9 protein-coding genes are annotated in these 14,175 nt (G+C 39.8%); 6 read left to right on the top strand and 3 right to left on the bottom strand.

Features of this window, described 5'->3' with window-relative positions; all coding sequences use genetic code 11:
- Positions 1 to 73: 73 nt before the first annotated feature.
- Genes DSM03_RS16465 through DSM03_RS16475 form a run of 3 tightly spaced genes read left to right on the top strand, consistent with a single transcriptional unit; the run spans position 74 to position 3,369 of the window.
- The gene (locus DSM03_RS16465) at positions 74 to 1,474 is read left to right on the top strand and encodes an arginine decarboxylase (protein ID WP_128762714.1); all 1,401 of its coding nucleotides are present in this window, start codon (positions 74 to 76) and stop codon (positions 1,472 to 1,474) included.
- Positions 1,461 to 2,405 carry an agmatinase gene (gene speB, locus DSM03_RS16470; protein WP_128762715.1) on the top strand — a complete coding sequence of 315 codons (945 nt, stop codon included), beginning with the start codon at positions 1,461 to 1,463 and terminating at the stop codon, positions 2,403 to 2,405. Before DSM03_RS16465 ends, speB begins: the two co-directional genes overlap by 14 nt.
- Positions 2,395 to 3,369 (top strand): deoxyhypusine synthase family protein, encoded by a 975-nt coding sequence (locus DSM03_RS16475; protein ID WP_128762716.1) that lies wholly within the window; start codon positions 2,395 to 2,397, stop codon positions 3,367 to 3,369. The genes speB and DSM03_RS16475 overlap by 11 nt, the downstream gene beginning before the upstream one ends.
- An 80-nt stretch (positions 3,370 to 3,449) precedes the next feature.
- Here DSM03_RS16475 and DSM03_RS16480 read toward each other — a convergent pair whose 3' ends face one another.
- The gene (locus DSM03_RS16480; RefSeq protein WP_201740461.1) at positions 3,450 to 5,075 is read right to left on the bottom strand and encodes a family 20 glycosylhydrolase; all 1,626 of its coding nucleotides are present in this window, start codon (positions 5,073 to 5,075) and stop codon (positions 3,450 to 3,452) included.
- 208 nt (positions 5,076 to 5,283) lie between these two features.
- Here DSM03_RS16480 and DSM03_RS16485 point away from each other — a divergent pair, with 208 nt between their 5' ends.
- From DSM03_RS16485 to DSM03_RS16495, 3 genes are read left to right on the top strand one after another with little or no spacing between them, the layout of a single operon-like run.
- Positions 5,284 to 6,003 carry a glycosyltransferase gene (locus tag DSM03_RS16485; protein WP_128762717.1) on the top strand — a complete coding sequence of 240 codons (720 nt, stop codon included), beginning with the start codon at positions 5,284 to 5,286 and terminating at the stop codon, positions 6,001 to 6,003.
- Positions 5,996 to 6,625 carry a lipid-A-disaccharide synthase N-terminal domain-containing protein gene (locus DSM03_RS16490; RefSeq protein ID WP_128762718.1) on the top strand — a complete coding sequence of 210 codons (630 nt, stop codon included), beginning with the start codon at positions 5,996 to 5,998 and terminating at the stop codon, positions 6,623 to 6,625. Before DSM03_RS16485 ends, DSM03_RS16490 begins: the two co-directional genes overlap by 8 nt.
- Positions 6,622 to 8,262, top strand: coding sequence for an ArnT family glycosyltransferase (locus DSM03_RS16495; protein ID WP_128762719.1), 1,641 nt, complete (start codon positions 6,622 to 6,624; stop codon positions 8,260 to 8,262). Before DSM03_RS16490 ends, DSM03_RS16495 begins: the two co-directional genes overlap by 4 nt.
- On the opposite strand, the gene DSM03_RS16500 is transcribed toward DSM03_RS16495, so the two are convergent.
- Positions 8,259 to 9,182 (bottom strand): PorP/SprF family type IX secretion system membrane protein, encoded by a 924-nt coding sequence (locus DSM03_RS16500; protein WP_128762720.1) that lies wholly within the window; start codon positions 9,180 to 9,182, stop codon positions 8,259 to 8,261. The genes DSM03_RS16495 and DSM03_RS16500 overlap by 4 nt on opposite strands.
- Positions 9,179 to 14,170 carry a T9SS type B sorting domain-containing protein gene (locus DSM03_RS16505; protein ID WP_128762721.1) on the bottom strand — a complete coding sequence of 1,664 codons (4,992 nt, stop codon included), beginning with the start codon at positions 14,168 to 14,170 and terminating at the stop codon, positions 9,179 to 9,181. Before DSM03_RS16505 ends, DSM03_RS16500 begins: the two co-directional genes overlap by 4 nt.
- Between the last annotated feature and the right edge of the window lie 5 nt (positions 14,171 to 14,175).

Below are 14,175 nucleotides of genomic sequence, written 5' to 3' on the forward strand. Positions count from 1 at the left end.
TTTACATTACCTTAAGAGTTGATTGCATTGTATATCAAATTCTTTTTTTACATTTCCTGCTTTAAACAATTTAATGAATACAAAGTATATAGATCTTATAGATCAATCTTTCTATTTTCCTCAAGAGGAATTCAAACTTGAGGACAATCAATTAAAGTTTCATGATATAGACTTGATGGCTCTTGTAGAGCAGTATGGCGCTCCATTGAAATTCAGTTATTTGCCTAAAATTTCTGAAAACATCAATCGAGCCAAAGGCTGGTTTGCTGATGCTGTCAAAAAGCACAATTATAAGGGTTCTTATAATTATTGCTATTGTACAAAAAGTTCGCATTTTAAGCATGTACTTGATGAGGCTCTAAAAAATGATATTCATATAGAAACATCTTCTGCTTTTGATATCAATATTGTAAATAAGTTGAAAGAAAATGGTAAGATCACAGATGAGACATTTGTGATTTGTAATGGTTTTAAAAGGGACCAATACATTAAGAATATTACTAATCTTATTAATGATGGGCAAAAGAACTGTATTCCTATCATTGATAATTATGAAGAAATCAACTTGCTTACTGAAGGTATTAAAGGTGATTTTAAAATAGGTATTCGTATTGCTTCTGAAGAAGAACCTAAGTTTGAGTTTTATACATCAAGGTTGGGTATAGGATATAAGAATATTGTTCCTTTTTATGAAGACCAGATTAAGAATAACGACCAGTTAGAGCTTAAAATGCTTCATTTTTTTATCAATACCGGGATTCGTGACAACGCTTACTACTGGAATGAGATGAATAAATGTCTTAAAGTCTATATTAGATTGAAAAAGATTTGTCCCTCACTAGATAGTCTAAACATTGGCGGAGGCTTTCCTATTAAAAATTCGTTGGCTTTTGATTACGACTATGCTTATATGGTAGACGAGATCATCAATCAAATCAAGATTACATGCGATGAGGCTGAAGTGCCTGTACCTAATATTTTCACAGAATTTGGAAGTTTTACAGTAGGAGAGAGTGGCGGTGCCATTTATGAAGTGCTGTATCAAAAACAACAAAACGATCGCGAAAAGTGGAATATGATAAATTCATCATTTATTACCACTTTGCCAGATACCTGGGCGATTAGCAAGCGCTTTATTATGCTGCCGGTAAACCGATGGGATGAAGAATATGAGCGCGTTCTGCTAGGAGGTCTAACTTGTGATAGTGATGATTACTATAATAGTGAGCAGCACAGTAACGCGATTTACTTACCCAGATATAAAAAAGATAAACCACTATTCATCGGGTTTTTTAATACCGGTGCTTATCAAGAAACCATAGGAGGCTATGGCGGTCTGCAACACTGTTTAATCCCTCAGCCTAAACATATTCTGATAGATAGGGATGAAAATGGTAACTTAACAACCCGTATATTTAATGAACAACAAAAAGCAGAACAATTGCTTAAGATTTTAGGTTATGAGTACAACTAAAAATTATGCTGGCATCCCTGATGAGTTTGCCAAACTGGAAACTTCAAAAATTGTATTAATCCCGGTGCCTTATGATGGGACTAGTACTTGGGGTAAAGGTGCAGACAAAGGGCCGCAGGCTTTTTTAGACGCATCAGAAAATATGGAGACTTACGATATTGAGACTGATACTGAAGTTTATCAGCAGGGTATTTATCTCGCTCCTGCAATAACTGAAGCTAGTTCTCCAGAAGCAATGGTTCAAGAAGTTCATAAAACAACTAAAGACTTTATTAAACGTAACAAGTTTGTTACGCTATTTGGCGGTGAACATTCGGTGTCAATAGGAGCCATACGTGCTTTTAATGAGCTTTACGATAATCTTACGGTATTACAAATAGACGCGCATACAGATTTGCGTCAGGAATATATGGGCAGCAAATGCAACCACGCCTGTGCGATGTATGAAGCTAGTCAGACAACAAATCTAATTCAGGTAGGCATACGCAGTATGGATGCTCTTGAGAAAACCGTAATGGATGAGGATAAAGTATTTTTCGCTCACGAAATGGTACAGGATGAGTACTGGGCAGATACGGTTATAGATTTATGTACAGATCACGTTTTTGTAACATTTGATCTTGATGCATTAGACCCTTCTATTATGCCATCAACAGGAACTCCTGAGCCGGGCGGTTTATTTTGGTATGAAACTATGGATTTCTTAAAGCGTCTTTTTGCTGAAAAGAATGTGGTAGGTTTTGATATTATGGAACTTTGCCCTAGCGAGCACGATAAATCTTCAGACTTTTTAGCAGCTAAACTTTACTATAAAATGTTGAGCTACAAATTTGAAGGAGAAGATATAGAAGATAATTATGATAATACTTACGTAGCTAAACCCTCTAAAGGCGGCGTAAATAAATTTGACTTAAATGACGATGAAGACTAAGGGAGCAATCTCTCAATTTATAGAAAAATATTATTTGCATTTCAATGCAGCTTCGGTTGTAGATGCTGCAAAAGGTTATGAAGCGCAGCTCGAGAATGGTGCAAAAATGCTAGTTTCTCTTGCCGGAGCTATGAGTACCGCAGAGTTGGGTAAAATTTTTGCGGAAATGATCCGTCAGGATAAGGTTCAGATTATTTCTTGTACCGGTGCAAACCTGGAGGAAGATATTATGAATCTTGTAGCGCATTCGCATTACAAGCGTGTTCCTAACTATAGAGATTTAACTCCACAGGAAGAATGGGATCTTTTAGAAAAAGGTCTTAATCGAGTTACTGATACTTGTATTCCTGAGGAGGAAGCTTTCCGCAGATTGCAACAACATATTTTCAAAATCTGGAAAGATGCTGACGATGCCGGTGAGCGCTATTTACCGCACGAGTTTATGTATAAAATGTTGTTGAGTGGTGTGCTTGAAGAATACTACGAGATTGATTTAAAAGACTCATGGATGTATGCCGCAGCTGAAAAAAATCTGCCTATTATCTGCCCGGGTTGGGAAGATAGTACTATGGGGAATATCTTTGCTTCTTATGTGCTAAAGGGAGAGCTTAAAGCTTCAACAATGAAGTCGGGTATTGAGTATATGACCTTTTTAGCAGATTGGTATACCAATAATTCTGAAAACGGAATTGGTTTCTTTCAAATAGGTGGTGGTATTGCCGGGGATTTCCCAATTTGTGTAGTGCCTATGTTGTATCAGGATATGGAACGTGAAGACACACCATTCTGGAGCTATTTTTGTCAGATATCAGATTCTACAACCAGTTACGGTTCGTATTCAGGAGCTGTTCCTAACGAGAAAATTACCTGGGGTAAACTGGATATCAATACCCCTAAATTTATTATCGAGAGCGATGCGACCATTGTAGCTCCTCTTATTTTTGCATATTTATTAGATATGTGAAATAGTTAGATATTAAATAAAAAGGCCTCCTGAAGTTGAAATTCAGGAGGCCTTTTTTATGAGTCATATTTTCAATATGACTAAAGATTTAGACTTTTATTTTTTAAAGTCTTGGGCTTTTCGCTTTCAGTCTTCCATTCAATCAAAGGGGAAGGATAATAGTTCACATTCATCTTCTCTAAGAACGGAGCTTGGTTGCCCAGACGAACTTTATAATTTTCCCAATCTCTGTTTTCTGGTTGTGACCAGTTCAATTCAGCAAAACCTATAGCTCTAGGGAACGCTAAATATTCAAGTTCGGTAATAGTGCTAATAGTTTCAGACCATAGAGGCGCCTCAATACCCAATATATTTTCCTGAGGTATATTTTTATAAGATTCCGGCTTCCAAATGTAGGCTGTATCTACTGGTACATAACCGGCCCAATTCAGGCCATATTCAGACTCAAGATCATATTTCATATCCAGATAGGCTTTGTTAGCAGGAGACATAATTATCCTTAGGTTTTTGGCTACGGCTATTTTTGCATTGTCTGTACTTGACCAAAACTGAGCAACAGATGTAGTATCAATATCTGCCGTAACAATTTCATCCCAACCAATCATAATTTTGTCGTAGCGCTGAACAAGCTTTTCAACTTTATTTACAAAATAGATATAATCGTTCTTTTTGGTTACGTGACTTTCATCACCACCTATGTGAAAATAAGGTCCGGGTGTTATTGCCGAGATCTCTCGTACAACATCATCTATAAATGTATAAACTGTATCCTTATGCGTGTCAAACGTGCTGAAACCTACGTGTGTACCTCGGTATATTTTCGGAGTTTTTCCGTTTCCATTCAAAATAGGATAAGCCACCGAAGCTGCATTGGTATGACCAGGCATATCAACTTCGGGAATTATGGTGATGTGGTTTTGGGCAGCGTACTCAACAATAATTTTATAATCTTCTTGTGTGTAAAAGTCGCCGGGCTCGCTACCTACTTCTGTAACTCCGCTTATCTCCGTAAGTTTGGGCCATGATTTTATTTCAATTCGCCATCCCTGATCATCTGTCAGGTGTAGATGCAAAATATTGTACTTATAGTAAGCCAGAAGATCAATATATTTTTTGACTTCTTCAACATTAAAAAAATGACGTGCAACATCTAGCATTGCGCCGCGATAAGCAAATAAAGGACTGTCATTTATACTTCCTGAAGGAATGGGCCATACTGGATAATCTATGATAGAATCACTTGCTTTTGCGGGGACAAGTTGGCGCAAAGTCTGTATCCCTCTAAAGGCTGCTGTAGCACTTGCAGCACTTAAAACAATAGAGTCTTTATTTATCTTTAAAAAATAAGACTCTTGATTTATTTTAGATAAACTATCTGAATGATGAATATAGATGACACTTTCCTGATTCGTGAACTCTGTATTTACAGGGACTCTCAACTGTGTCAGGTCTTTTAGTTTGTCAGCTAAAAACAAGGCAACATTATTAAAACCTGATGAATCTGGGGCTGTGTGTATAGTAGTAAATTGATCTAATGGGAAAGCGCTGTATGTGGCTTTTGTAGTTGAAGGCTTTGGGATGAGGTCTGCCTGAGTTAGATCGGTTTTAGGAAGGTTTAAATGCCGGGGTTCTTTTTCGGGCTTACAAGAAAAAAATAGCATTGCAATACAGCTGAATGCTATAGCTGAAGATCTAAAATAATGCATTAAATAGTTATATTAAAATTGGAAGTTTGACTGCTATACCTGGCTTTCTAGTTAAAAGTATCTTGCAAATTACGCTATCAGAAATTATAAAAAGAAAAAGCGCTTTGTAAATTAGAGGACGCATTTAAAGTTTTGTAATTAACAAAAACAGGTAATCTTTAGATTTGCTTTAGAAGTATTGCTTATTTTCGCAAACTTATTTATTAGTATGTCTTACACGTTAACGGTAGTCGTTCCTGTTTATAATGAAGAAGATAATCTACTTCGGGTAGAGCAGGTTTTTAATGACTATTTTAAAATAGCTGCGGTACCTACTCAGGTGCTTTTTGTAAATGATGGTTCTAAAGATAAAAGTCAAGAGCTTATAGAAATCATTTGTGCTCGCAGTAAAGGATTTGAGTTTATATCTTTTGCAAAAAACTGCGGATTAAGCGCAGCGATTAAAGCTGGCTTCGATTATACTAAAACTTCTTTGGTGGGTTATATTGACAGTGACCTGCAGACTACTCCAGAAGATTTCAACGTTCTGTATCCTTATATTAAAGATTATGATCTGGTAACCGGTCATCGGGCTGATCGTAAGGATTCTTTTGTGAAAAATATGTCGAGCACCATTGCAAATAAAATTCGTCGTGCTTTTACAAATGATGGGATGGACGATACGGGTTGTCCTCTAAAAATTATAAAGACCGATTATGCCCAGCGAATTCCGATGTTCAGAGGCTTACACCGCTTTTTACCGGCTATGATTATGCTTCAGAATGGGAAAACCGTACAGGTTCCTATTCGTCATTTTCCACGTATTGCAGGTACCGCAAAGTTTGGTTTGTGGAACCGACTTCTAGGTCCTTTGATGGACTGTTTTGCATATCTGTGGATGAAGAACAAATACATTAATTACGAAGTAGCCAAAAAATCAGATGCATAGCCCCATTTGGATATATGCAATTGGTTTTTTCGCGCAGTTAATGTTTAGCGGGCGCTTGATTATTCAATGGTTTTTATCTGAAAAACAAAAACGGGTACTCACTCCTTCAACCTTTTGGTGGTTGAGCCTCGGAGCTTCTTTCTTACTTTTTGTCTACGGGTATTTACGGGATGATTTCGCTATTATGCTAGGCCAAACCTTAACTTATTTTATTTATATCAGAAACCTGCAACTACAGGGGCAGTGGATTAAATCACCTAAAATCCTTCGCTGGTTTTTATTTATTTTTCCAATTCTGCTGGTAATTTATGGCTACAACAATGGGCATTATGATATTGATAAATTATTTAGAAATGAAAATATTCCCTTATGGCTGTTGCTTTTGGGGAGCATTGCCCAAGTGATTTTTACCTTGCGATTTATCTATCAGTGGATTTATTCTGAAAGGAAGAAAAAATCAAGTTTACCTTTAGGATTCTGGCTGTTGAGCCTCGTAGGTGGACTCCTTATTCTGACTTATGCTATTTTACGCAGAGATCCGGTACTTTTTGTGGGGCATCTTATGGGTGTTTTTATCTACTACCGAAATATGAAACTTTCAATAGGTATTGATAAAGAATGAGTATTGACGAAAAATATTATCCGTTAATCATTCTGGCAGTTTGCGTATTGCTGTTTTTTCCACATCTCGATGTGCTATACGCTAACATTATGGAAGCGCGTAACTTCATCACAGCACGCGAAATGTTGCATTACGATAATTGGGTGTTTACCACAATGAACGGGGAAGCCCGTTATGAAAAACCACCGTTACCAACCTGGTTGGCGGCCTTTTCAGGTGCGATTTTTGGCATCAGCAAACTTTGGGCTCTGCGATTGCCTTCTGCAATTATTACCACGGTAATGGCCCTTTTTAGTTTTTGGCTTTCGCGAAAACGCCTCAGTTTGTCTGCTAAACAGAGTTTATATACGGCGCTCATTCTTGCGACTTCCTTTTATGTGATTTTCGCAGGGCGAAATGGCACCTGGGATATTTTTGCCCACTCCTTTATGCTGGGTGGTATTTATTTTTTATTCCAGTTTTTTACCGAAAGCAAGCAGAAGTATAGAAACGCTTCCCTTGCCGGATTGTTTATAGGTCTGTCTTTTATGAGCAAAGGTCCTGTAAGCCATTTTGCGTTGCTTTCGCCCTTTTTGATTGCCTACGCCTGGGTATACAAATTCAGGAGTTTTAAGAGCAGAATAGCGCCATTTATGGGACTGCTGGTTATCGCTTTGGCGCTTAGTTCCTGGTGGGCACTGGCTATTTATTTTGGAGACGGAGAAACAGCACAGGCAATAGCCGATAAAGAGTCTGCGGCGTGGGCCAATCACAATACGCGTCCTTTTTATTATTACTGGAGCTTTTTTACGCAAAGCGGAATCTGGACGGTTCCGGCATTTGTTGCGCTTTTGTATCCCTATTTAAAATCACGGGTTACGCATTTAAAGGCGTATCGCTTCAGTTTGATTTGGACACTGGCCGCGGTTGTCTTGCTTTCCTGTATTCCGGAGAAAAAGTCCAGGTATTTGTTACCGGTACTTATTCCGCTTGCGCTCAATACCTCGTTCTATATTGAATATCTTGTACGTAGCTTTAAAAACCTGAGTGATAAGCGCGAAACCATACCTGTTTATTTTTATTTTGGACTTATAGCTGTCATCTGCGTTCTTGCAGGCCCTGCACTTTTATATCTGTTTATTAATAATTTTCGAAGTACAGACTGGCTCTGGTACGGTTTATTTCAACTAGCTGCGATTGCTTTTGCTTTTGTAATTATAAAGAGTTTAAGATCTAAAATTATTGAACCGGCATTTTTTGTGGTAATCGGTTTTTCTTGTGCTATTATTCTTTTTGTGTTTCCGCTGGTAAGACTCACCTATACCAATCAGGATTTTAGAGAAATCGCACCAATAATTTCAGACTATGAGGCTGCCGGTAAACCCATCTATCTACTTGAAAATAGTTCGCCGGAATTAATTTGGGATTTTGGTCAACGCGTCCCTACCTTGATTTCGAGAGATTCTAAAGAGTTGCCAGATGCAGAATTTTTTTATGTTATTATCGAGCAGGATCGTATTGACAGACTAAAGGAAGAACTCCCGGAATACAAGCTGGAGCAAATAGATTGCTATGACGGCAACATTACATCAAAAGCAGACCGCAACTACAAAACCCGGCGTATAGGTTGTATTTATAAAGCCCAACTAAAAGATTAACGACTATATCCTTCCCCTAACCGTACGCTTAGCACGAGTCCGTGAGTAGCGGGTAGGGGAGACTCCCGAAGCGGCATCGTATAATTATAAACAAACCTGAGATTGTTGAATAAATAGACACCCGCAAGCACATTTACTGCAGAAGAGGTGCGATAGCCCCCGCCAAACTCCACCAAATTTTTATAATTAAAAATCGTATTAATATCAATGGATAACGGTGCGCCGGTTTCATACCGAAGCAAAAAATTGGGTTTGATTTCAAGTTCATCAAAAACCCCGGTATAGATGCGATAACCGGCATAAGCGTATGCGGCAGTGTTGATCTCGATGGAGTCGTCAGGAGCTAAGCTGTTGCCTAACAGATTCGGTACAGAAAGGCCGGCATAAAGCTGGTTTCTGTTAAACAAGATACCCATGCCTACAGTAGGTACGGTACCTTTTATATCTTGCTGAAAATTAGGATCATCAGTTATGCCTAATTCGGTGAGGTTTTCGGTGTAATTGAAAATTCCGGCAGTAATGCCAAACGAGAAAATATTGGGATTGTAATTATGATAGCGGGGTGCCTGCGCCTGCTGCCCAAAATAGAGTTTGTAAGCATAAGACACAAACGCACTGTTGATTGAGGTTACCCCAATTTGGTCGCTTAAAAAACCGCCGCCCAAACCTACATTCTCATTGTCTAAAGTAAGATTTAGAGTAGCATTAAATGTTGCCGGTGCCCCGTCAAAGCCGCTATAGCTGTTTTGGTTAGATAGAGTAAATTCGCTGTTGTTGTAATATCCCGCGTGCGCCGGATTGAGAATGATCGTATTGTAATTGTATTCTGAAAAAACCGGCTGCTGTTGAGCAAGACTGTGTGTAGGCCAAAAAGGAGCAAGCAGAAGAATTGCCACAAAGGTTAGGGTATTTATTTTCATCTTTTTAGAACAATAAAGCCTTTTACAGGTTCTGTTAATTCGGGATTGTCTGACGTAATCATAAAGAAATACGTGCCCTCTGGTAGTTTACCTGCTCCCATTCCCGTTTTTTGATTAGCCTCGCCTCTAAACACATTGAGGCTGTTATCGTAATCTTTCGTTTCAAAGACCAGATCTCCCCAGCGGTTAAACACACTTACGGTGTTGTTTGGGTACTGATCAAGATCTTCAATCCTCCAAAATTCATTAATACCATCTCCATCAGGCGAAATGCCATAGCGACTTTTTGGAGCTTTGGTTACTGTTCCTGTTGTCTGGGCTGTTGTAAAGCGTATTTCCGGACAGTCTGTAGCTGAACCACTGCCGTAACCAGGGGTTACAGTTACGTAATACGTAGTATTTGGTTCGAGTTCGTCAATAAATGTAAAAGAGGTGTCGCTGCCAACGTTTAATAGATTGAATATTTCGCCTCCACCTGAAGTGGTGCCCACGGTCAATAAATAACTAACGGCATCTGGGACAGCATCCCAGGTCAGGCTGGTCGTGGTCGCAACAGCTGTGGCGCCATCCTGCGGACTTGTGATCTGGGTACAATTAAATTCGTCTGGCGTATTGGGATCTGGCCGGGTTCTGAATGTTTGTATCATACAGCCTTGTGCTTCTCCGGTTGAATTGTACGGTACTATTTTTACATAAACGTCGGTGTTATAGGGCAGCGCTTCCCCAAGAAAAAAGGTGTCTGAATTGCCGATGTCTCTATTCTCAACATAGGAAGTAGCCTGTGTTTCAAGTCCCATAGAGATGAGGTAGCCTGTTGCAAAATCAACCCGTTCCCAGCTGATGGTTGCTGTTATAAATGCACCTGTAGAACCCGGGCCCGGATTTGTAAGCGTGGTACATGACGGAAGCGGTGGTGGTGTAGCGCTTCCAGTGGTAAAAGATTTTTCAGCACAGCCGGTAGCATTTCCTGCGGAATTGTAAGGGGTGATGCTTACAAAGATTACGGTGTTTTCGGGTAGATCGCTGGTCAGATCGTGCGTTGTCTTGTTCCCAACGTCAAGATTGTCTAAAATTTCGCCCCCTGCGATTGTGGTCCCTACACTTAAGAAATATTTTGTGGCAGTTGCAGAAGCATTCCAACTTAAATCGGTATCAACGGAAACATCTGTCGCCCCATCTAACGGACTGCTCAATGTGGTACATGCCGGTGGAGTAAGTAAGGTTTCGGTAGTAAACGATTCTTCAGTACATCCGGTTGCATTACCCGCGGAATTATACGGGATGATGCTTACAAAGATTACGGTATTTTCGGATAGATCGCTGGTCAGATCGTGCGTTGTCGTGTTCCCAACATCAAGATTGTTTAAAATTTCGCTTCCACTTGAAGTAGTGCCCACGCTTAGGAAATATCCTGTGGCTGAGGCGGAAGCATTCCAGCTTAAATCGGTATCGACCACAACATCTGTTGCCCCAGCTAACGGACTGCTTAATGTGATACATTCCGGGGGTGTAAGTAAAGTTTCGGTAGTAAACGATTCTTCAGTACATCCGGTAGCATTTCCTGCGGAATTGTAAGGGGTGATGCTTACAATAATCTCGGTGTTTTCGGATAGATCGCTGGTCAGATCGTGCGTTGTCGTGTTCCCAACATCAAGATTGTTTAAAATTTCGCTTCCACTTGAAGTAGTGCCCACGCTTAGGAAATATCCTGTGGCTGAGGCGGAAGCATTCCAGCTTAAATCGGTATCGACCACAACATCTGTTGCCCCAGCTAACGGACTGCTTAATGTGGTACATGCCGGGGGTGTAAGTAAAGTTTCGGTAGTAAACGATTCTTCAGTACATCCGGTAGCATTTCCTGCGGAATTGTAAGGGGTGATGCTTACAAAAATCTCGGTGTTTTCGGGTAGATCGCTGGTCAGGTCATAACTAGTAACATTTCCAACATCAAGATTGTTTAGGATGTCTTTTCCGCCACTTGTGGTTCCCGCATTTAAGAAATATCCGGTTGCAGTTGCTGAAGCATTCCAGTTTAAATTAGTGTCTATTGCAACATCTGTCGCACCATCTAACGGACTGCTTAATGTGGTACATTCCGGGGGTGTAAGTAAAGTTTCGGTAGTAAACGATTCTTCAGTACAGCCGGTAGCATTGGCTGCGGAATTGTACGGGATGATGCTTACAAAGATTTCGGTGTTTTCGGGCAGATCGCTGGTCAGGTCATAACTAGTAACATTTCCAATATTAAGCTTGTTTAAAATTTCGCTTCCACCACTGGTGGTGCCAACACTTAAGAAATATCCGGTTGCAGCTGCAGAAGCATTCCAGCTCAAATCAGTATCTAAAGGAACATTAATAGCTCCTGCCGTTGGATTTATAAGAGTGGTACACGAAGGTGTATTGACTAATTTTTCGGTTCTAAAGCTTCTTTCAGGACATCCTACAGCCTCCCCGTCACTGTTATACGGCGTAAGGTTGACATAAATGACTGTGTCATAAGGTAAAGCTGTAGGATGGGTGTAGGTAAGTGTGTTTCCTAGGTCTGTTTTAGCGAGCAGGTCTGTACCACCGGGATAGGTTCCCAAACTCAAAGAATAGCCGGTTGCTCCAGTTGATGCGTCCCAGTCTATAGTTGTATTTACCGTAGCATCGATAGATCCCGGCAACGGATTCATTATTGGAGCACAGGCCGGTCTGTTTAAAACTGCAGTACCTGTTGTAAAATCTGTAACCGTACAGGTATTGCTTTCCGCTCCGCCGGCATAGTAGGGAGTTATGCGTACAAAGATTTGAGTATTTGCTGGTAAATTAGAAGTCAACGCATAAAAAGGATCTTCGCCTACATCAACTTTATCAAGAATTTCAGAACCTCCATTTGTTGTTCCTACGGTAATACGATACCCACAGGCTCCGCTGCGATCTTCCCATTCTAGTCTGGGATTACGAGGGATGTTGCTCGAGCCGTCTGCGGGTGCGGTCAAACTGGTGCATTCCTGAGTATAATTAACATCTAGCGTAATATCATTACGCACCAGGAGCAGGTTTTTACCATTGGTTCCCGGTGGATTAGAATTTTCAAAAGGAACCAGATCGCTGGTGATTTCAGAATAATAAACACCGGCATCACACGAATTTAAATCATCTAAAACCAGATTGGGACTGTCTGGTGCATCGGGGATTGCTACTCCATCTTTAAACCATTTATAATGATTTTGACTTCCTCTTACAACTGTGGTAAGCACGATGTCCTCACCGGCGTTGTGCGTAAGATTTTCAACCGCATTTACTTTTGCCTGAGGGGCGTACCGGTATTCTCTAAATAAACGCAAAGAGGAATTAGTGCTCCAGAAAGTTGTTAAAAGGGCAACATAATCAAGATGCTGCTCTTCAAAATCGCCGAAATGAAAATAATTATCATTAAACTTTAATTCAAAATAATTGGTTCTTCGATCTAAAGCCAGACTTGCAAAATCAGGAATTTTCCCCGTCAACAAATTGTTACTTACATCAAGATCGTCAGAAGCTCCCAGTGCGCCATTTGCACTCCAAATAGCATAATACTGATCCATAATATCTGTACCTGAAAATAGATTATGGTGTAAGATTAAGCTACCCAGTTTTACGTTTTGGGTAATATCTAGCGATTCAATTTGATTATTTGAAGCATTGAGATAGTCCAGTTCAGGATTTTGGGTAAGATCAAGTCCTGTGTCAGTGAACAAATTGTCATTTATTGATAAAGACCGGAGTTTAGTGTTGTTTGTAACATCAAGTGTAGGCAGAAGATTGCGGCTCAGATTAAGTCTTTCTAATTCTAAATTGGTACTTAAATCCAGAGTGGGAAGTTCATTGTTATTTAAATTGATTGCTTTTAGGAGCGTATTTGTCGATAAATCTAGATTTGTAATCGCATTATTAGACGCATTTAAATCTTCTAAGGCTATGTTCTGACTGATATCAAAGCTTATAAAATCATTATTCGATAAGTTGAGATTTTTTAAAACCGTATTTTGACTTAAGTCGATGGCATTCATATAATTACTACTTGCATTGAGTGCGGTCAATGCCTGATTTTGGGTCAAATCCAATATAAGCCCCGGGGGATCAATTTTTCGGGTAATATCAAGATTCTGCAGCATACTGGCATCGGCAAAGGAAGCTGAAGCTATTTTATGACCACTTATGCGTATTGTTGTCAATGCAGTAGTCTGTGGAATATCAATGGTTTCTGTATTGGTGCTTTGCAGGGAAATGAACTCAAGCGCCAGGAAATTTGACAGGTCAACGTTTATAATATTTCCACCTTGAAAGGCTACCGACCGGAGTACATTTTGTTCACTGGGTAGCGTAGCCGTTATAGGGAATGAATTGTTGAAATTTGTGCTCAGAGCAAGGGATTCCAGACTACTGTAACCTGAAAAATCTACCGTGATGTCATTGTGCATCAGTAAGTATATAGAAACCACAGTATCGGTATCAGGAAATATAACTTGCTGTAAGTTTCTGAAATTATAGATATTGATATCCTCCAATTGAAGATTATTGCTAAGGTCAATCACGGTAATTGGAGCCGTATTAGAACCTCCATTTGCTCTTGCCTGAAAAATTTTAAGGTTGGGGTTGCCGCTTAAATCTAAGGAGGCTAATGCCATATTTTGATCAAAAACGAGCTCTTCTAGCAGTGTTAGTGTGGTTAAGGGTAAAGTAGCAAACTGGTTGGTACCTGCGTTAAGCGTTACCAGATTTACAAAAGCTTCCAGCCCCGTAAAATCGATAATATCATTGCGGCCTGTAGAATAATTGGTGAAAGCTGCTGCATCAGTGTTGAGAATGTTTCCATTAAGGCCGTTTGTATCGTAGCCTTGTGTGATAAGGTCCTGTTCAAAATTGGTATCGGGAATGGGTGTGGTCTGGGAAACTGCGTCTGTTCCGTAAAATACAACCAGTAAAAACCCAAATAATTTAATAAGAGGCCTCAAGAAGTTCATTGATT

This window comes from Leeuwenhoekiella aestuarii (assembly GCF_004104055.1).
Lineage (GTDB): Bacteria > Bacteroidota > Bacteroidia > Flavobacteriales > Flavobacteriaceae > Leeuwenhoekiella > Leeuwenhoekiella aestuarii.

Bases quoted from the DNA above. Each gene is read 5' to 3' on its own strand.
- DSM03_RS16495 (WP_128762719.1), top strand. From the start codon at position 6,622: ATGAGTATTGACGAAAAATATTATCCGTTAATCATTCTGGCAGTTTGC.
- DSM03_RS16485 (WP_128762717.1), top strand. From the start codon at position 5,284: ATGTCTTACACGTTAACGGTAGTCGTTCCTGTTTATAATGAAGAAGAT.
- DSM03_RS16465 (WP_128762714.1), top strand. From the start codon at position 74: ATGAATACAAAGTATATAGATCTTATAGATCAATCTTTCTATTTTCCT.
- DSM03_RS16500 (WP_128762720.1), bottom strand. From the start codon at position 9,182: ATGAAAATAAATACCCTAACCTTTGTGGCAATTCTTCTGCTTGCTCCT.
- DSM03_RS16505 (WP_128762721.1), bottom strand. From the start codon at position 14,170: ATGAACTTCTTGAGGCCTCTTATTAAATTATTTGGGTTTTTACTGGTT.
- speB (WP_128762715.1), top strand. From the start codon at position 1,461: ATGAGTACAACTAAAAATTATGCTGGCATCCCTGATGAGTTTGCCAAA.
- DSM03_RS16480 (WP_201740461.1), bottom strand. From the start codon at position 5,075: ATGCATTATTTTAGATCTTCAGCTATAGCATTCAGCTGTATTGCAATG.
- DSM03_RS16490 (WP_128762718.1), top strand. From the start codon at position 5,996: ATGCATAGCCCCATTTGGATATATGCAATTGGTTTTTTCGCGCAGTTA.
- DSM03_RS16475 (WP_128762716.1), top strand. From the start codon at position 2,395: ATGAAGACTAAGGGAGCAATCTCTCAATTTATAGAAAAATATTATTTG.